At 39.8% G+C, this 19,394-nt stretch carries 21 protein-coding genes; 1 reads left to right on the forward strand and 20 read right to left on the reverse strand.

Annotated features, from left to right (window positions below; all coding sequences use genetic code 11):
* Positions 1–370 precede the first annotated feature (370 nt).
* A complete protein-coding gene (locus LB454_RS04835; RefSeq protein ID WP_224463490.1) occupies positions 371–805 on the reverse strand; it encodes a hypothetical protein in 435 nt (144 codons plus the stop codon).
* A gap of 114 nt (positions 806–919) precedes the next feature.
* Here LB454_RS04835 and LB454_RS04840 point away from each other — a divergent pair, with 114 nt between their 5' ends.
* Entirely contained in the window at positions 920–1,732 is an 813-nt protein-coding gene (locus LB454_RS04840; protein WP_224463491.1) for a sterol desaturase family protein, read from the forward strand.
* 408 nt (positions 1,733–2,140) lie between these two features.
* Here the strand turns inward: LB454_RS04840 and LB454_RS04845 are convergent, their stop codons facing one another.
* The 19 genes from LB454_RS04845 to paaA all read right to left on the reverse strand — a co-directional run bounded on the left by LB454_RS04845 (position 2,141) and on the right by paaA (position 19,377).
* A complete protein-coding gene (locus LB454_RS04845; protein WP_224463492.1) occupies positions 2,141–4,246 on the reverse strand; it encodes an alpha-ketoacid dehydrogenase subunit alpha/beta in 2,106 nt (701 codons plus the stop codon).
* Positions 4,247–4,322: 76 nt separating this feature from the next.
* Complete coding sequence (locus LB454_RS04850) at positions 4,323–4,688, reverse strand: four helix bundle protein (protein WP_224463493.1); 366 nt, start codon at positions 4,686–4,688, stop codon at positions 4,323–4,325.
* A gap of 50 nt (positions 4,689–4,738) precedes the next feature.
* A complete protein-coding gene (locus LB454_RS04855) occupies positions 4,739–6,079 on the reverse strand; it encodes a dihydrolipoamide acetyltransferase family protein (protein WP_224463494.1) in 1,341 nt (446 codons plus the stop codon).
* Between the two features lie 300 nt (positions 6,080–6,379).
* The gene (locus LB454_RS04860; RefSeq protein WP_224463495.1) at positions 6,380–6,982 is read right to left on the reverse strand and encodes an acyltransferase; all 603 of its coding nucleotides are present in this window, start codon (positions 6,980–6,982) and stop codon (positions 6,380–6,382) included.
* Positions 6,983–7,030: 48 nt separating this feature from the next.
* Positions 7,031–7,402 carry a four helix bundle protein gene (locus tag LB454_RS04865; protein WP_224463496.1) on the reverse strand — a complete coding sequence of 124 codons (372 nt, stop codon included), beginning with the start codon at positions 7,400–7,402 and terminating at the stop codon, positions 7,031–7,033.
* Positions 7,403–7,427: 25 nt separating this feature from the next.
* Positions 7,428–8,180: an enoyl-CoA hydratase/isomerase family protein gene (locus tag LB454_RS04870; protein WP_224463497.1), complete on the reverse strand. Its 753-nt coding sequence runs from the start codon at positions 8,178–8,180 to the stop codon at positions 7,428–7,430.
* A gap of 91 nt (positions 8,181–8,271) precedes the next feature.
* Positions 8,272–10,782, reverse strand: a complete 2,511-nt coding sequence (gene paaZ / locus LB454_RS04875; RefSeq protein ID WP_224463498.1) for a phenylacetic acid degradation bifunctional protein PaaZ — start codon at positions 10,780–10,782, stop codon at positions 8,272–8,274.
* A 2-nt stretch (positions 10,783–10,784) separates the two neighbouring features.
* Entirely contained in the window at positions 10,785–11,123 is a 339-nt protein-coding gene (locus LB454_RS04880) for a type II toxin-antitoxin system PemK/MazF family toxin (protein WP_224463499.1), read from the reverse strand.
* Positions 11,113–11,361, reverse strand: coding sequence for a ribbon-helix-helix domain-containing protein (locus LB454_RS04885; RefSeq protein WP_224463500.1), 249 nt, complete (start codon positions 11,359–11,361; stop codon positions 11,113–11,115). Before LB454_RS04885 ends, LB454_RS04880 begins: the two co-directional genes overlap by 11 nt.
* A 215-nt stretch (positions 11,362–11,576) precedes the next feature.
* Complete coding sequence (locus LB454_RS04890; RefSeq protein ID WP_224463501.1) at positions 11,577–12,779, reverse strand: acetyl-CoA C-acyltransferase; 1,203 nt, start codon at positions 12,777–12,779, stop codon at positions 11,577–11,579.
* A gap of 93 nt (positions 12,780–12,872) precedes the next feature.
* Positions 12,873–13,319: a PaaI family thioesterase gene (locus LB454_RS04895; protein WP_224463502.1), complete on the reverse strand. Its 447-nt coding sequence runs from the start codon at positions 13,317–13,319 to the stop codon at positions 12,873–12,875.
* Positions 13,320–13,386: 67 nt separating this feature from the next.
* The gene (locus LB454_RS04900; protein ID WP_224463503.1) at positions 13,387–13,761 is read right to left on the reverse strand and encodes a four helix bundle protein; all 375 of its coding nucleotides are present in this window, start codon (positions 13,759–13,761) and stop codon (positions 13,387–13,389) included.
* Positions 13,762–13,839: 78 nt separating this feature from the next.
* Positions 13,840–15,012 (reverse strand): 3-hydroxyacyl-CoA dehydrogenase NAD-binding domain-containing protein, encoded by a 1,173-nt coding sequence (locus LB454_RS04905; RefSeq protein WP_224463504.1) that lies wholly within the window; start codon positions 15,010–15,012, stop codon positions 13,840–13,842.
* A gap of 66 nt (positions 15,013–15,078) precedes the next feature.
* Positions 15,079–15,444, reverse strand: a complete 366-nt coding sequence (locus LB454_RS04910; RefSeq protein WP_224463505.1) for a four helix bundle protein — start codon at positions 15,442–15,444, stop codon at positions 15,079–15,081.
* A 51-nt stretch (positions 15,445–15,495) separates the two neighbouring features.
* A complete protein-coding gene (locus LB454_RS04915; protein ID WP_224463506.1) occupies positions 15,496–16,278 on the reverse strand; it encodes an enoyl-CoA hydratase-related protein in 783 nt (260 codons plus the stop codon).
* A 258-nt stretch (positions 16,279–16,536) separates the two neighbouring features.
* Positions 16,537–17,037: a 1,2-phenylacetyl-CoA epoxidase subunit PaaD gene (gene paaD / locus LB454_RS04920; protein WP_224463507.1), complete on the reverse strand. Its 501-nt coding sequence runs from the start codon at positions 17,035–17,037 to the stop codon at positions 16,537–16,539.
* 87 nt (positions 17,038–17,124) lie between these two features.
* Positions 17,125–17,880 (reverse strand): 1,2-phenylacetyl-CoA epoxidase subunit PaaC, encoded by a 756-nt coding sequence (paaC, locus tag LB454_RS04925; protein ID WP_224463508.1) that lies wholly within the window; start codon positions 17,878–17,880, stop codon positions 17,125–17,127.
* A gap of 39 nt (positions 17,881–17,919) precedes the next feature.
* Positions 17,920–18,207 carry a 1,2-phenylacetyl-CoA epoxidase subunit PaaB gene (gene paaB, locus LB454_RS04930; RefSeq protein ID WP_224463509.1) on the reverse strand — a complete coding sequence of 96 codons (288 nt, stop codon included), beginning with the start codon at positions 18,205–18,207 and terminating at the stop codon, positions 17,920–17,922.
* A gap of 189 nt (positions 18,208–18,396) precedes the next feature.
* Complete coding sequence (paaA, locus tag LB454_RS04935; RefSeq protein ID WP_224463510.1) at positions 18,397–19,377, reverse strand: 1,2-phenylacetyl-CoA epoxidase subunit PaaA; 981 nt, start codon at positions 19,375–19,377, stop codon at positions 18,397–18,399.
* Positions 19,378–19,394: the final 17 nt, after the last annotated feature.

Below are 19,394 nucleotides of genomic sequence, written 5' to 3' on the forward strand. Positions count from 1 at the left end.
TTTGTAGATGATTTATATCCTGTGGGTCAATTCCTGCTCTGTGGATTTGAATTGTCTTGTTTGAAAGATGAATTTGAAGATAGTTATCGTTTACCTCTTGAGATTTGATTTGATCCAGAACTATTGTTTTGAAATAAAAGGTATTTATTCTTACAAGTAAGTACTTGTCATTTCCGTAGACAACGTTTTTATAAGTAAAAAGGCTTATAAATAAAATCAATAAAACGGAAATTATACCGAACATAAGTCCTAAAAAAAATCCTTTAAATCGCTTTCAACCAGAAGACTTATAGCTGAAATCATTAAAAGGCAAACGGACAAAACATACATAAAAATGCGATTTGACCTAGTTTCATAAATGAATTTTATTCTATTCATAATACTTCAGATGTGATGAATCTTTGTAGAAAGCTTCAGAACGCTGAATCATTAAATTGATCAATTTTTGAACATCGTTTGGATTAACGTCTTCTATATCAATTTTATGGGTCTTCGTATTTTCTGTTAAAATGAGTTTATCTTTAGCATACTCAATATCGGTAAGGTTATCAAATATGATATTGATTTGAGAAGTACTGTTAATTCGTGTTAAAATTCTTCTACTCGTATTGTATTGAACATGCGCCTTATACCAAAACATACGAAATAGCGAAATAAAAGCAAAAAGATTCAATATTAAAATTAAAAGCTTCTCATGTTTCGTGCCTTTAAAAATAAAGTACAAAACAAGCAACACTCCTACACCGAACAAAATTGGTAAATAGTGCTTTTTAGAAGACAAATTATCGAAATGGATGCTTTTCATCTTAATTACCTTAGACTTAAGTAAATTTATGTCTTAACCAGTTACAAAACAAATGTAAGTATTAATCCAATTTTATCAAGATTTTGTATTTTTAGTGCTATCAAATTAAAATCTATGATAGATTTTCTCTCTTTTTTTGAAGAAATGCCAATTTGGATGAAACTGGGTTGGGTTGTCGGTGTTTTAGCTCTTTTTTGGATATTGGAAGGTTATTATAGATTAACTGCCATCAAATACAAAAAAGTGAAACACGCAGGAGTCAATTTCATATTCCTATTGTTTACGATGGGGATCAACGTTGGTTTTGGAGCGCTTACTTTAGGCGTTTTCTTCTGGATAGATGCCAACCAATTTGGTGTCTTGCATTGGATAGATGCCTCGCCTGTTATTGAACTGCTTTTGGCCATATTAGCTTTGGATCTAGTAGCGCAATACGGGGTTCATTATTTCCTACATAAAGTGAAATGGATGTGGCGCCTACACATCATTCATCATAGCGATACCAAAGTGGATGTAACCACAGGAACTCGGCATCACCCACTCGACTTTACCATCAGAGAAAGCTTTGCTTTATTTACAGTGCTGATTATGGGAATGCCTATAGCTTATTATTTGTTTTACAGGATTTTGAGTGTATTCTTTACCTACTTCACTCACGCCAACATCAATTTAGGCAAGGCAGACAAGGTCTTAAGTTATCTTTTTGTCACTCCCACTATGCACAAATTTCACCATCACAAAGAATTACCCTGGACGGACACCAATTTTGGAAATATGTTTTCGATTTGGGACAGGCTGTTTGGAACTTATCTTTATGCCGACCATCGTAAAATTGAATATGGCCTGGACATCGTTGATGATTTAAAAGATGAAGATGTTTTTTATCAGCTAAAAATTCCATTTGATAAGTCCATCAAAACCAAATAATTAAATCTAAGACACCAACCTAAAAGAGCTATAATACAGTTTACTACTTGGGGCATTACCGGGCTATCACTACAAGTACGCTCCCCAAAGCTTTGGGGATTACGCGCTTTTCGTTCTATCCCTATGCCGCCATCCACTCGTTAAAAAAATTGTAGCCTAGTTTAAAAAAGCTAGTTACTTGATGATGGAAAAACATCACCTCATAGTTATAATGAAAGGTCAATCATCCGTAAAAACGGCTTGGGATATTTAATGATTAAATTGGTAGAAGCCCCGCGTAAGGGATGCAAGTGAAAATCCCACAACCCCCAAAGCTTTGGGGGGAGGAATTGAAATGGGCAGCCTGCCTTTGTCGGCAGACAGGCCCGACCCCGCTATTGTTTAAAAGCGAGGGGCACGCCCAAATCATTAATAATCTAGTAATTCCTGAATTTTGACTTTTACTTTTTCGGTGCTTGGAATCATGGTTTCTTCCAAAATGGAGTTTAGCGGAATCGCGGGCATGTTTTCGGATCCTATCGTCATGACTGGCGCATCCAGATGTTGAAAACACTGCTCCTGAATCTTACCACTCAAAGCTCTGGCAAATGTATTGTCTGAAGGTTCCTCGGTCACCACCAGGCATTTTTTAGATTTCTTCACCGATTTCATGATGGTTTCCTCGTCCAAAGGATGTAGTGTGCGCAGGTCAACAATTTCGATTTGATCTTGTAGTCCGAGTTCCTGGGAAGCATTCATCGCCCAGTGTACGCCCATGCCGTAAGTGATTATGCTGAGGGTTTCCTTGTCATCCTGCGGCCAGATTTCCTGTAACACCCAGGCTTTTCCAAAGGGCAATACATAATCTTCAGCTGGCTCCACGCTAGTCGCGCCTTTGGTTCCTGGGACTTTGCTCCAATACAAACCCTTATGTTCAAAAATAACCACAGGATTGGGATCGTGATAAGCGGCTTTCATCAAACCCTTCAGATCGGCGCCATTGCTGGGGTATGCGATTTTGAGTCCGCGAATGTTACTCACCACACTTTCTACCGATGAGGAATGGTAAGGCCCACCACTGCCATAAGCGCCAATGGGCACTCTCAAAATCATGGATACTGGCCACTTACCGTTTGATAAATAGCAGCTGCGACTCACTTCGGTAAACAACTGATTAAGTCCAGGCCAAATGTAATCGGCAAACTGAACCTCAACAATGGGCTTGAGCCCAACTGCAGACATCCCTACCGTTGAGCCCACGATAAATGCTTCCTGAATGGGCGTGTTGAACACACGATGATCGCCAAACTTCTGAGCTAACGTAGCCGCTTCTCGGAACACGCCTCCTAGCCTGCCTCCGACATCTTGTCCGTAGAGCAAACACTCTTTGTATTGGGTCATCAGCTCTTCGATAGCAAAAAGCGCACAATCTACCATCACTACTTTTTCTGCACCTGCAGGGGAGCGTTCGCCTTTCTCTTCGGTTATAGGGGTGGGCGCAAAGTCATGTGTAAACAGATCTTCTGGTTTAGGATCTTCAGCTTTTAGCGCTTCCTGGTATTCCTTTTCCACAACTGCTTTTGCAGCTTTTTCGATGGCGTCTAGTTCGTCTTGAGTAAAGCCATTGTCGAGGAGTTGCTGTTTTAGTTTTGGATAAGGATCTCTGGTTTTGGATTCCTCCAGATCATCTCTATAAAATTCCATTCTAACGCCAGAAGTATGGTGATTGAGCAATGGGCATTTGGCATGGACTAAGAATGGCCGTCTCTCATTTCTTACGGTCTCCAGAACGTTTTGAAATTCTGAATAAGATTCGATGAAGTCAGTCCCATCAATGCTAATCGCTTCCAGCCCGTGAAATCCTTTGGCATATTCAAAGGCGTCCTGTGCTCGGGTTTCCTCGGCATTGGCTGAAATGTCCCAGCCGTTGTCTTGTATGACATAGATGATGGGCAATTGCTTCAGAGCAGCCATCTGAAAAGCTTCCGCAATTTCACCTTCGGTCACGGAGGCGTCGCCCAAAGAACAGACGACTACTGGATTCTCGCGGATGCGGGAATCTGTCTCCTTTGAATCAGAGGCTGAAAAACTATACCGTTCATTTTCATCAAATAGATTACCGCTTTCGCGGTAATTAATTCCTAGCGCTGCGCCGGTGGCGGGGATAGCTTGCATCCCCGTAGCTGAACTTTGGTGAGGTATTTTAGGCTTGTCGGCATCCTTCAAACTGGGATGCGAGTAATAGGTTCGGCCTGCAGAAAACGGATCGTCTTTTTTGGCCAACAGCTGCAGCATCAAGTCTTTGGGCTGCATGCCAATTGCCAGCAAAATGGAATCATCCCTATAATACGGATATACATAATCTTGAGGTTTTAGTTGCATGCCTACCGCCGTCTGTATCACTTCATGACCCCGTGAAGTGGCATGTACGTATTTGGACACCACCTTAAAGTTTTCTTCGTACAGCTCTGCCATAGCTTTGGCAGTCACTAAATTTTGAAATGCTTTTTTGAATATATTTTTATTTAGTTTCATTTATTTAAATTTTGTCGTTTTGAGTCAAGAGTCAAGATGTTTTGAAACAGGACTTAATGGATAATAATTAAAAAAGTCAAGTATCTGATTCTATTTTATCAATGAAGTTTGAAATTTTACTCTGTAACATTTGTATTTTATTCTCAAGTCTTAAATAATCATCCTTAGAGATGAATTTTTGACGGTAGCAGACCATCAATTGAGTTTCCCACTCAAAGGCTGAACCTAAACTATCACCTAAAAATTTAGCAAAATGCTTATTACTTCTTTTACTCGATCCTTCAGATATATTAGATGCTATTGAAACAGAACAACGATTCATTTGAGTTCTTAATCCGAACTTCTCAAAATCGGGAAGTGAATTAGTAAGCTCATAGTTAAGATCTATCAATTCCATCGCTTCTTGCCATATGAGTAGCTTTTTAAAATTATGCCTTCTCATTTTGTTTTATTTTGTCTTGTATCCAAATGTCCTGTTTCAAAACGTCTTTTTCATTTTTTATCTTCCTCCAAGTAATCCGCAATCCTCCTCAAGAAACTTCCCGCCAGATAACCATCCACAATCCTGTGATCAAAGGATAGGGACAAATACATCATCTGTCTGATCTCGATCTTATCGCCATCTTCATACTCTATAACTTCTGCTCTCTTTTTAATAATCCCTGTTGCTAAAATCGCAGCCTCGGGCTGATTGATAATCGGTGTTCCCATCAAGCTTCCAAAAGTCCCTACATTGGAAATCGTGAAGGTGCTGCCTTTAGTATCATCGCTAGTCAGTTTGTTATCCCTGGCTTTTACTACCAAAGCATTGACGTCTTTTGCTAAAGTCTTTAAGTCTTTTTGATCCGCCTGTCGCACTACTGGAACAATTAAATTTCCACTGGGTAAAGCCGTTGCCATTCCGATATGGATGTCTTCTTTGACGATGATGTTAGTTCCGTCTAAGGAGGAATTAATCATGGGGTAATCCAGAATCGCTTTGGTTACAGCCTGAATAAAAAGCGGCGTGAACGTTAACTTCTCGCCAGTTTCTTCCTGGAATTTAGCTTTGTTCTCGTTTCGCCATTTTACCAGCTTGGTCATGTCTGCTTCCACATAAGCGGTAACGTGAGGAGAGGTATGTTTTGAAAACACCATGTGATCGGCAATCATCTGTCGCATCCTGTCCATCTCCACAATTTTGCCTTTTCCTTTGTCAAATGTCAAGTCAGGCACCTGAAATCCAGCTGACTTCCCTACCTGTTCAGGCTGAGCAAATTGAGCTGGTCTGCCGTCTTCTATGTATTTAAAAATATCAGATTTTTTTAACCTGTCATTTTCACCGGTGGCAGGGATTCTTGCTAACTCCTCATAACTAATGTGGTACTCTTTAGCTATATTTTCGACCAAAGGAGAATAGAATTGATTTCCCCTGGCACTAGGCTTCCATTCCACATTCGAAGTTTCTTTTGATGCTTTTTTCGCTTTTGGCTTCTCTTTTTTTGATGATGGCTTTTCTTGAGCCACTTCTGCTTCTCGATCTTGAGCCGATTTCTCCTTTTCACCTGAACCTGATTCTGCATCATCTAATGCCTGAATAACCGCAATCACTTCCCCAATTTTGACAACCTCATTGGCTTCGTATTTAATTTCTAGTAAACGACCAGAAAATGGCGCTGGCACTTCATTATCTACTTTATCGGTACCTACTTCAACTAGAATATCTCCCTCTTGAAAACTATCTCCCTCGCCTACTATCCAATTGAGGATGGTACCTTCAGTAATGCTTTCTCCCATTTTGGGAAGCTTAAATTCTTCTTTAGTTGAGGTATTAAGTTTATTTGGATTACTCATGTTTATTTAGTTTTCACGCAAAGCTCGCAAAGTTTGTAAGCAAAGCCAGCCAAGTTGTAGTTCTATTTATACATCTATCTTGATATCTCGCAAAGCCGCAAGGCACCAATTTTTAATTTATTTACATTACTAAATTCTCAGCTTATATTAATTTTTATCGTAGATGGAATAATTCGAATAGTCTGTTCTATTTTCCTTTCTCTATTTTCTTACTTCTTGCTTCCTCATAATTCAGAATTTTTCACGCCAAGTCGCTAAGACGCAAAGATTTTCTATTTTCTCACCTCTACTCACTACCGACTACTCACTATCATTCTTAAACTCTTTTAATGTCTTATAAAAATTTTCCTGTTTGGGTCTGTTTTTAGGAATCGTTCTCAATGGCTCAACTGCTTCCAGGCTTTCATGACAATCTGTAGGCAATTGTTGATATAAACGCGTTCCAGCAGTTTTCCAAGCAATCATTTCATCTGAGACTTCTTTGATGATTTTAGCTGGATTTCCAACCACCAAGCTGCGTCTTGGAATTTTAGTCTCCGCTTTCACAAATGCCAAGGCACCAACGATAGATTCAGCGCCAATTTCAGCATCATCCATGATAACAGCATTCATGCCTATCAAACAATTTTCACCAAGATTTGCTCCATGAATGATAGCCCCGTGCCCCACGTGCGCTCCTTTTTTCAAAGTAATGCTCTTACCTGGAAACATGTGTACAGTACAGTTTTCCTGTACATTCACTCCATCTTCCAATATGATTTCTCCCCAGTCCCCACGTATCGCCGCACCTGGTCCAATGTAACAATCTTTACCTATAATCACATTCCCAGTCACAGCTGCCTGTGGATGTACGAAGCTGGATTCGTGTACAACTGGTATGTGGTTTTTAAATTTGTAGATCATAAAGAACAGTTTGATAGTGGTGAGTGGTGAGTTGCTTTTGTATCTAAACTATGGTTTATTTTTAAGATGTTTAATCAAAGCTGAGATCATTTTAGATATTTCAGTGATTTGCTTTCTGTTTTGCTCATCAACTTCAAAAGTGATATAACTTCTAAGTCTGGCTTTAGTTGATGCTGCAACACATTCATGACAACTATCCCAAGCCATTTTTAAATACCTCACGAAATTTGCATCAGTACTAGCTGAACCTTCTGCAATATTTAATGCGATAGAGTCAGCTGCTCGAATAAATTGTGAACCTAATTTGTATGTTTCATGACTTGGGAAATTTTCTATTTGACGATTAACCTGTTCACCAAATTCTATTGCTTTTTGATAAACTTTTAAATCTTCAAATTTAAAATAATAATCACTTTTCATATCACTCACCTCTCAAGACTCATCTCTATTTAAACCTCTTCAACTTCTCTTTCGTAAACGAACTCAAGACCAGCTTACCACTAATTTTTGCGCGTTCTTTCAAAAGTTCATCCCAATCTTCAGTGCCTCGCCAAAACATTTGTTTCATATGCTTTACCGCTTCAGGATTGTATTCACATAAATTTTTGGCAAATTCAGAAATGGCAATATCCAGTTCTTCAGTAGTTTCATAAACTTGTGCAAAAAGGCCTTTATTTTTTGCCCATTCTGCTGAATAGAAAGTATTAGCATCTATGGCAATTTGAGACATCCCGCTCACGCCAAGTTTACGCTCTACAGCAGGCCCAACGACGAAGGGGCCGATACCGATATTCAGTTCGCTAAGCTTAATAGCTGCATACTGGGTGGCCATGCAATAATCCATCGCAGAAGCCAGACCCACTCCACCTCCAACGGTTTTGCCCTGAACGCGACCAATGATAAATTTTGGACATTTTCGCATGGCGTTGATCACGTTGGCAAATCCACTGAAGAACTGCTCGCCAGTCTGTTCATCATTGATCGATATCAATTCTTTGAAACTGGCTCCAGCACAAAAGGTACGGTCCCCGCCTGACTTTAAAATGATCACCAAAACTTCATCGTCTTGACCAACTTCGGTAATGGTATCCGCTAACTTTGCTAAAATGTCGCTAGGCAATGAATTGTGCGCTGGATGGAAAAATTCAATCGTCGCAATTTTATCCTTTATGTCTTTCTTTACGTAGGCTTTAGTCATAATTTAGTGTATTTCTCAATCGTTTTCGAATATTCTTCAAAACTAATGATTGTTAGTTTGATTTACAATTGGATTAACTTCAGTTTTAAGACTATATCAACCCAAACTGCTCAAAGTGATGGTTAAAATGCTTTCTATTCAACAGCTTCCATTCAAAAGCAGTTAAGTCTCCAAAAACTGCGTTTTTCATCACAGCTTCAGGATGTTCTCTAAAGAAATCTTCAAAAGCTTCATAGGCTTCTAGTAAGGCTTTTTTGGCTTCTTCTAGGTTCTCATGTTTCAAATCCTCCAACCCCTCTTTTTTCATCAAAGGCATTTTATAGCCACGGGGCATTTTCTCATAATTATACAACGTCTCCTGTACTTTTTCAAGGTGCTCTCCTGGAGTGGCGATTTCAAAATTAGAAATCTCACCAGTCGCAATGTGAAGCGTCATTTCTAAATGTTCCACCATATGCTGAGGTGTCATCATTCCCCATTTGGCTTGATGTTCTTCTGAAAGTGTTTTCAGTTTATTTTCAACAAACTCTTTATCCACTTCATGAAAGGTGTCTTGTTTTTTCTGAACCATCGTTAAAATAGTAGCGATAGCGACTAATTTATCCTCTTCTTCCACCGCTTCCACATCAAAGACTTCCACGTACCATTTGACGATTCCGCCTGGCAGTTCTTTTCCTTTTTGGTCACGATCTACTTTCTCCTTGCAAGTCAATCTTACATTAATCGTATCGTTATGATAAAGAGGTCTTAAAAATCGGATTTCTTCTAATCCATAATTGGCCGCGACAGGTCCTTTATTGGGATACACAAATAATCCGGCTGCTGCCGAAATAATAAAATAGCCGTGAGCGGTTCGTTTTTCAAAAATACTGCCTTCCAAAGAAGTGATATCGGTATGAGCATAAAAGTGATCCCAGGTCAAATTTCCAAAATTGATGATATCGGTGTCGGTTAAGGTTCGGTTATGGGTTTTTAGCGACATCCCTGGCTGAATGTCTTCCCAATGGTAAGCAAACGGATGCTTTTCGGAGTCTTTATAGTTAGCTTTAGGCTGATAAATACCCGTAATTTCAGTTAAAGTCGTTGGACTTCCCTGAATCGCACAACGTTGCATAAAGTGTTTGATGCCGCGTTTTCCTCCCATTTCCTCTCCACCGCCTGCTCTTCCTGGACCGCCGTGAACCAGATTTGGCAACGGAGCTCCGTGCCCTGTACTTTGCTTAGCCGATTCGCGGTTAATAGACATAATTCGACCATGATGAGACGCAGCTTTGATGGTATACTCTCTTGCAGTATTATCATCATTAGTAAAAATAGAGCTCACCAAAGACCCTTTCCCTTTTTTCGAAAGCTGAATCGCTTCTTCTAAGGATTTATAAGGCATCAAAGTGCTTACAGGACCAAAAGCTTCGGTAACGTGAGCCGCTTCATTTTTGAACGGATGGTCTTCACGCATCAAAATCGGTTTGATAAATGCGCCTTTTTCAAATTCAGCATTAAGGGTTTCTGCAGCATCAAAGTCGCCGTAAACAATCTCAGCAGTTTTGGAAATTTCACTTACTGCTTTTTTAACCGCTTCCACTTGTTGCTTGTCGATAAGGCTTCCCATTCGGACTTCCTTAAGTCTTGGATCGCCCAAGGTGACCTTATCCAAGGCTTTTCCTAAAGCAATCTGCACATCTTCAATCAGTGATTCCGGTACTATAGCCCGACGTATTGCGGTACACTTCTGACCGCATTTTACGGTCATTTCATTGCGTACTTCCCGAATAAACAAATCGAATTCAGGAGTACCTGGAACAGCATCTTCTCCTAATATACAGGCATTTAAAGAGTCTGCTTCCATGGTAAAAGGAACGGATTCATCTAGTAATCGCGGATGATTCTTCAACATTCGACCTGTTGAAGCAGAACCTGTAAAAGTCACAATGTCTTGAGAAGTCACACTCTCTAAAATCGTTTTCTCGGTTCCTGAAATCAGTTGCAAGGCCCCTTCAGGCAATATCCCTGAAGCGATGATTTCTTTCACCACTGCCTCCGTTAAATAAGCGGATTGTGGAGCAGGTAAAACCACTGCCGGCACGCCTGCCATCCAATTCACAGCACATTTTTCCAACATGCCCCACACCGGAAAATTAAACGCATTGATATGCACCGCCACGCCTTCTTTAGGCACTAAAATATGATGCGCCATAAAGCGACCACCACGAGACAAATCGATGGGATCGCCTTCCACATCAAAGGGCTGATTGGGAAATAACTTTCTTAAGGAAGCATTGGCGAACAAATTCCCAAAACCACCATCAATATCAAACCAGGAATCCATTTTGGTCGCTCCCGTTCGGTAGCTCAATTCGTAAAAGGCTCTTTTTTTCTTCTGAAGATAAAACGCCAAGGATTTCAGCATATTTCCACGTTCCTGGAAAGTCATTTTACGAAGCCTATCCCCCTTTTCACGACCATAGTCCAAAATTTCTGGAACATCGAAGCCTTCAACGTTTATGGAAGTAAACTGTTCCCCAGTAATGGAATCGTAAATCGGTTGACCTTCGCCTTTACCTTGTGTCCATTGGCCTTGAATATAACTTTGTGTGGTTTGCATGTTTAGTATTTTAGAATTTTATTCAATGTTTCTGTAATGTTTTCTAGTTCTTTATTAGAAATTCTACCAATTTTTTTTCTGAATCTCAATTTAGATAAAGAACGGGCATGAAATACCATGATCTCAGATTCTTTATCTAGACCATTAATATCATTGGGTGTCAAAATGGGATGCCCTTTATAATTTTTGATGGAAGAAGTAATAGGACATACTATAACAACATTGAAAAATTCATTCATAGTATTACCGCTAATTACGACAGCAGGTCTATTTCCAGCTTGTTCACTCCCTACTATTGGATCAAAATATACCTTCCAAATTTCCTTTTGTCTAATCTTCATTTTCATGATCTAACAGCATTTGAAAATAATCTGCCATACCTTCTTCTGCCATAGCCAACATATCTTTATCCTTGGCGGCTCTTTTAAAAGACTTTCTATAAGCTGCTTTATCTAATTCTTCTAAATATACTTCAACAGCCTTTTCTATGATTTTGTTTTTAGGCATCTTCAGATTTTCTGAAGCCTTTGCAAGCTCTGTTAAAAGTTTATCGGGTAATGTTGAGGTGTAAGTTGCCATCTTTAAAGGTTTTATTCAAATATAGTAATTATTTACAAATCATATTTACAAAATATAAATATGATAAAAATCATTTTATTCATCCCGAATCGCTCTATTCTCGGGATTTTGTTTTACTCAGCATATTAAACCCTTTCAATCACAGCAGCATAACCCTGACCAACACCAACATCACGTCCGCTTCGCTACTGAGGATTTCGCTCCCCTCAACACATTTATGCTTTTTCAATCACAGCGGCATAACCTTGACCAACACCTACACACATCGTAACTAAAGCATGTTTTTTATCAATCAATTGAAGCTGAAGTGCAGCGGTATGTGCTAATCGGGCTCCAGTAACTCCGAGTGGATGACCAATCGCAATGGCACCGCCATTAGGATTAATTCGTGGATCGTCATCTTTTAATCCCCAGGCGCGAATACAGGCTAAAGACTGTGCTGCAAAAGCTTCATTCAATTCGATAATGTCCATGTCTTCCATTGTTAAGCCTGCTTTTGCCAAGGCTTTGTTGGACGCTTCCACAGGGCCAATACCCATAATTCTTGGCTCAACACCCACAACCGCTGAACTTAAAATTCTGGCCATTGGCTTCAGATTATATTTTTCAACGGCCTTTTGAGAAGCCACAATCGTAGCCGCTGCCCCGTCGTTTAAGCCCGACGAATTTCCCGCAGTGACGCTGCCGTCCTTTCTAAAGGCTGGTCGGAGTTTGCCTAAAATTTCCAGTTGGGTTTGTGGCTTGACAAACTCATCATCTGCAAAAATCAAGTCCTCTTGTTTTCGTCTTGGAATAGTAACAGCGATAATTTCTTTGGCCAAACGGCCGCTTTCCTGAGCCTTCGTAGCTTTCATTTGGGAATTGAAAGCAAACGCATCCTGATCTTCACGAGAAATTTTATGAATATCGACCAGGTTTTCAGCGGTTACTCCCATACCGTCAGTGCCGTACATTTCATGCATTTCGGGGTTCACAAACCGCCATCCAAAACTAGTATCGTACATTTTAGCATCGTTTCCATAAGCTGTCGATGGTTTTGCAATGGCGTAAGGCCCGCGAGTCATATGTTCCACACCGCCAGCAATAAACAATTCACCATCTCCCGCTTTTATCGCTCGATTGGCATGAATAATAGCCGAAAGTCCACTACTGCATAATCTGTTGACGGTTTCTCCAGGCACCGAATGTGGCAAACCCGCCAATAACGAGCACATTCGGGCTACATTCCGGTTATCTTCTCCAGCCTGATTGGCACAGCCTAAAATGACATCATCAAAAGCTTCCTTGGGGATAGATGAATTTCTGCTCAAAATTTCTTTGATCACCAAAGCGCCCAAATCATCTGCTCTCACTGGTGAAAGGGTGCCTTTATAGTTACCAATTGGGGTTCGTATCCCGTCTATAATGTATGCGTCCATAGTTAATTTGTTTATTATCTGTTTTGGGCGTTAAGAGGCCTGTCTGCCGAACAGGCAGGTCCTTAACGCAAATCCGTTTTCAATTTAATGTTTTTAGTCATTAGTTAAGTCCCACTCTTTTGAAGTTCTATACACCACCCCTTTAAAAAGCGCTACAATTTCTTCTCCTTTTTTTACTTCAACATAATGAAATCCAAGTCTATTTTTAGTCACCTCAACCGTCGATTCTGCCGTAATATAATCATCGACTCCCAGGGCTTCAATATGATTGATAGACGTTTCGATAGACACCGCATACTTCCCGTAAGTATTGGCCGCAAAACCAAAAGCGGTATCCGCTAAAGCATAGGTAATACCACCGTGAGCTTTCTGCATGGAATTTAGCATCTCTGGTCGTATCTTCAAACCCATTTTGCATTTCCCTAAACTCACTTCCAAAATTTCAATTCCCAGCCAGGTGCTGAATGGATCTTGGGAGAGCATCTTTTTAGGGATAGTTTCTGAGTCTTTTAGTTTATGAGTCTCTGAGTTATTTTTCATTTAGGGTAGCCAATTAGTTGTTGAATACTTGAGTTTTTGAGTTGGTCGTATATATGGTCTCTGATTTTTATTTGAATTTTGTACTTAAATATTTTTTATATGAGGTTATCATTTTTGATAATTCAGTAATATGTTCGCGATTTCTTTCATCAGTATTTTTATCTATAAATTTTCTACGTCTGGCTTTTGTACTACATACTACACATTCGTGAGCGCTGTCCCATGCCATTTGAAGATATCGATTAAAATTTGGCTTTGTACTTGAAGAACCTTCTGCTATATTCAAGGCGATCGAATCTGCTGATCGTATAAATTGAGAGGCTAACCTATAAGTTTCTTCTTTCGGAAATTCTTTAATCTGATCATTTACTAAATCAGCAAAATCAAGTGCTTTTTGGTACATTGTCAACTCTTCAAACTTAAAATGATATTTACTATTCATCACTTATCTAAAATTTTACAGAAATATATTATCAACTACTCACCAACTAAAAGACTAAAAAACTCACTAACTAGAAACCTAAAACCTCCCGTTTTCCTTTGCCATCTTCCTCAACAACGGACTGCATCTGTATCTATCCTCTCTATACGTATCGTAAAGATGATCCATCTGTTCCACACACCAGTCGATGCCTTTTTCATTGGCCCATTTCAAAAGCCCCTTCGGATAATTCACGCCTTTGGTCATGGCTAAGTCAATGTCCTTGGCGGTGGCAATGTTCAGGAATAAAGCATCAGCAGCTTCGTTGATCAACATCACCAACACACGGTCAAAAATTTTACGCCCCATTTTCTGATCTTTAACAGGCGGAATTTTTTTTGCATTTTCGTCATAATCGTAAAAACCCTTTCCTGACTTTCGACCTAAATAACCTGCCTCAGCAAAGCGCTTTTGGGTAAATGATGGCTTGTACCGTGGATCAAAGTAAAAGGCTTCAAAAACAGTTTCAGTCACAGTATAGTTAACGTCATTACCTATGAAATCCATCAACTGAAAAGGTCCCATTCTAAATCCGCCAAATTCTTTCATCGCCCAATCAATTGTGGCAAAACCAGCTTCTCCTTCGGGAACCCCTGCAAAACGCTCTTCGTAAATTCTCAAAGCTTCACCGTAAAATGGACGTGCTACGCGATTCACAATAAAGCCTGGGGTATCCTGAGCTTTTACGGGGACTTTCTTCCAGTCCTGAATCGTTGAAAAGACCTTATCAAAAACCTCCTGAGACGTCTGCACTGCAGGCACAATTTCCACCAAAGGCATCAATGGTGCTGGATTGAAAAAGTGGACCCCAATGCATCGCTCTGGATGCTCCAAAGCAGAAGCGATGGAAGCTATTGACAAAGACGACGTATTACTGGCGATAATCGCCTCATCACTTTGATAGCTTTCGAGTTCTTTAAACACCTTTTGCTTGATCTCCAGATTCTCAATGATCGCTTCAATGGTCAAGTCAGCCTTGGCCAAAGATTTTAAATCTTCCTCGTAAGAGATATTCGACTGAATTCTGCTTTTCTCTGCATCATCGATTCTTCCTTTTTCAATCAACCGATTGAGGATTTTCTCCAAAGCCTGTTTGGCTTTATCTAAGGCTTCCCGTTTTGTATCGTAAAGCTGAACCTGGCAACCCGCCGTTGACGCTACTTGTGCTATGCCGCTTCCCATGGTTCCACTTCCTATTATGGCTACTTTCATTAATATTTTGTATTTATTATTTCAAAATTGTTATTTCAAATTTTTTAGTTAATTAAAATTGATTTTTTATTTCAATCCATTTTTCTTTTTTGAAGTAGCAATGCTTTTTGAGAATATCTTAATTAATTCTTCAGCTTCTTCTATTAGAGTTTTAATTGATTCAGTTTCTTGATATAATTCAGATTTCTGTTGAATAAGCAAATTTGTTTTAGACTCTTTTAATTCTTTTAAACAGATTTGCATCTTGAAGATATAATCTTTGAATGATGAACCTGCGAGTGCTTCAGAATAATTTAAAGCCACGCTTGTTGAAGATCTGATTAATTGACTATTCATATGCTCAGAGGCAAACGACTTTTTAGCTTTATTTGTCAGCTTAATACATGCTACCGCAAAATCTATTAATCTATTTTCCAATTCCGAAGCTGTCATAATTAGTTATTTAAAATTTGAAATAAAAAATAATGAATTTGAATTTTGAAATTAATGTCCTTGAAACTTCGCTTCTCTCTTCTCCATAAACGCCGAAACGCCTTCTTCGTAATCTTTTGTATTGGCGGAGGCGATTTGGTATTCAGATTCTAAAGCGAGTTGTTCTTCTAAGGAATTATTGAAAGATTTGTTCAATGCTTTTTTGGTATAGGCCAAGGCTTTGGTGGGCATTTTGGCCAGCTTTTCCGCTAGATTTTTTACTTCATCCTGATAAGTTTCTGGAGAATAATATTTATAAATCATACCCATACGTTCGGCTTCTACAGCATCTACCTTATCACCAAGCATAGCCAAAGCGGAGGCTCTTTGAAAACCTATGAGCCTAGGAAGAAAAAAGGTTCCCGCGGAATCAGGAATGAGACCAATTTTGGAAAAAGCCTGTATAAAACTCGCCTGTTCATTAGCGACGACAATATCACAAGCTAAGGCGATATTAGCTCCTGCTCCTGCTGCAACACCGTTGACAGCGGCAATGACTGGTTTTTCAATATTTCTGATGCGGGTGATGATGGGATTGTAATGGTCGTCTAATATTTTTTTAAATCCTGGATGCTGATCTGGATCGGTGATTTCCTGAATGTCCTGACCTGCACAAAAGGCTTTGCCTTCACCTGTTAAAACGATAGCTCTCACTTCCTCATTGCGAATACAGTCGTCCAATGTTTTTTGCAATGCAAAAGCCATCTCCCGATTGAAACTATTGAATTTGTTGGGTCTATTGAAGGTAATATAGGCCACTTGATTTTGAATAGTGATTAATATACTGGAATCCATGGTTTTGATTTTTTAGTGATTTTTAAGTTGAAAAGTTACGAAATTGGTCTCTAAACAATCTCGAAATTGAAAGTGATTCAGTAGACTTAAGCTGAAAACATTTCGGATGAAAATCTTGATAACAGAACTTTTGGGATAGGCCTCGGTTAGGGATTGAGGCGTCTGTTGGAGCTCTTCTTGCTCCCCAAAGTATGGGAGCAAGAAAGCGACTGCCGAAAGCCCGACCCCGCCTAAGCGAGGGTAACCGCCAAATACAGCTTAAATTAAACATTTAAAATAATCAAAGGTTTCTTCGCAATCTTCGCATTTGAACATCGCCTTGCAGGCAGTGGAGGCAAACTGACTTACCAATCTTGTGTTTTTGGACTCGCATTGCGGACAAGGGATAACGCGTTTGTTCCCGAGTAGCGCATCTTTGTCTGAGGTGGCATCCATAGGTGGAGCGATGCCGTAATCCTTGAGCGCCTGCTTGCCTTCCTCCGTCATCCAGTCGGTGGTCCAGGCTGGGGACAAAATGAGTTTGACCTGCGGGGTGTAACCATGATTTTGGAGTTCAGTTTTAATATCGTCGCCAATCACATCCATGGCAGGGCAACCACTGTAGGTGGGTGTAATTTCAACTTTAGCCACGTGATTGGGAAGCAATTTCGCAGAACGAACAACGCCTAAATCGATGATAGATAACACAGGAATCTCTGGATCGGGAACCGATTTAAGGATATCGTATAGCTCTATATCTATGTCTGCTTCTTGAGTCATTTACACTTTTAAAATTTTGAATTATAAATTGAGAATTTTAAAAATCAAAGGTCTAGAATCTAAGTTCTTAAATCTAATGTCTAAAACCTACCACTTCATATCTGGATAGGTGCGTTGCATATACTGCATATCGGACAAAATGTATCCCATGTGCTCTGTATGAATTCCATTTTTTCCTCCTTTCTGGAAATACTTAGTGTCTGGAATGTCCAGTGTAGCTTCTTTGAGTAAAGCTGTTATCGTCTCGTAGTAGGGTACTTTTAAAGTTGTCGTATCCACACCATAGCCTGCTTCTGCCACTTTCTTATCATTGGCTGTCATATGAAACAGCTCATCGGTATACACCCACAAATCATTGACGGCTTGCTGAGCTTTTAGTTTGCTTTCCTCAGTTCCATCACCAAGTCGTTTGAGCCAGTCTCCAGAAAAACGCTTGTGATAAGACACTTCCTTCAGGCTTTTTTTGGCTATCGCTTGGAAATTGACATTTTTTGAATTTTCTAATTCCTTCAAGAGCATAAAATGAAATACATCAAAGAAGTATTGCCTAACAATGACGTAAGCAAAATCAGTATTGGGCTGCTCAACCAAAAGCACGTTTTTATATTCTCGTTCTGTTCTTAGAAAAGCCACATCATCTTCGCTAATGTCTTTTGGGGAAAGTTCCGCCACATATTTGTAATAACTTCTGGTCTGACCTAATAAATCCAAAGCAATATTGGTCAAAGCAATATCGGTTTCCAAAGTGGGTCCATGACCACACAACTCTGAAATACGCTGACCTAGAATAAGTGAGTTATCGGCGATGCCGTAGATGTAGTGTATTAAATTATCATTTGTCATTTCAATGGTCTTTAAAAGCGAGAGCTAAATCTCATTAATCTACATGTGCTCGATATCGTCTGGCAATTCATAAAAAGTCGGGTGACGATAGGCTTTATCGGCTGCGGGTTCAAACATTTCGCCATTATCATCTGGATTGGATGCTTTGATATTTTTGGACTCAACCACCCAAATGCTTACGCCTTCACTTCGGCGGGTGTATACATCTCTGGCATTTTTGAGCGCCATATCGGCGTCGGGGGCATGTAAACTCCCGAAATGCCGGTGCTCTAATCCGTTTTTACTTCTTACAAACACTTCCCAAAGTGGCCAGTTTTTTTTTGACATTGAATGTTATTTTTTAATTATAAGTTAAGTCGCTAAGACGCGGAATTTCGTTCGTGAGTCGTGAGTCGTGAGTAAAATAAAAAATATTCTCTACTATCATTTCTCTATTCTCTCTTCTCTTTTTTCTATTCTCTTTTCTCTTTTTTCCATCCTCTCTTATGTCTAATATCCAAAATCTTGAATCTAGATTTAAACCGCTTCCTTCACGTCCTTCTCTGCCTGTTTATCGGCGTAAGCGACTGCTGCATCTCTCACCCATTCTCCGTTATCCCAGGCGTTTTTTCTGGCAGAGATTCGCTCTTTATTACACATACCATGACCTTTCACAACTTGCCAAAACTCTTCCCAGTCAATTTCACCAAAATCATAGTGACCGGTTTCGTTGTTGTATTTCAAATCTTCATCCGGAACTTTAAGCCCTAAAATATCGGCTTGTGGCACCGTTTGATCTATAAACTGCTGACGTAATTCATCGTTGGTTTTGCGTTTCAGTTTCCATTTCATGGATTGCTCGGTATGCGTAGATTCATCATCTGTAGGACCCAGCATCATCAACGCTGGCCACCACCATCTATCAAGTGCATCCTGTGCCATATCTTTTTGCTCTTGAGTTCCGTTGCAAAGCGTCATCATGATTTCATAACCTTGTCTTTGGTGGAAACTTTCTTCTTTACATACCCTCACCATGGCTCTGGCGTAAGGGCCAAAAGAAGTACTGCAAAGCGGCACTTGATTGATAATCGCCGCCCCATCAACTAACCAGCCTATCGCTCCTATATCTGCCCAAGTCAAAGTTGGATAATTGAAAATACTTGAATATTTAGCTTTTCCTGAGTGCAACTGGTCATAAAGTTCTTCTCTGGAAATTCCTAAGGTTTCACAAGCCGAATACAGGTATAAACCATGCCCAGCCTCATCCTGAACTTTTGCCAATAAGGCCACTTTTCTTCTCAAAGACGGAGCTCTGGTGATCCAGTTTCCTTCTGGCAGCATCCCAACAATTTCGGAATGTGCATGCTGTGAAATTTGACGAATATGTGTTTTACGATACTTCTCCGGCATCCAGTCTTTAGGCTCAATCTTTTCATCACGAGCAATTTTAGCTTCAAAAATCTCTTCTAAGCTTTTCATCTGCTCGTCTCTTACATTCTTTTTCCCTTGATTTTTCATAACCTTATGATATTTCA

The organism is Psychroflexus montanilacus (genome assembly GCF_020164535.1).
GTDB lineage: Bacteria > Bacteroidota > Bacteroidia > Flavobacteriales > Flavobacteriaceae > Psychroflexus > Psychroflexus montanilacus.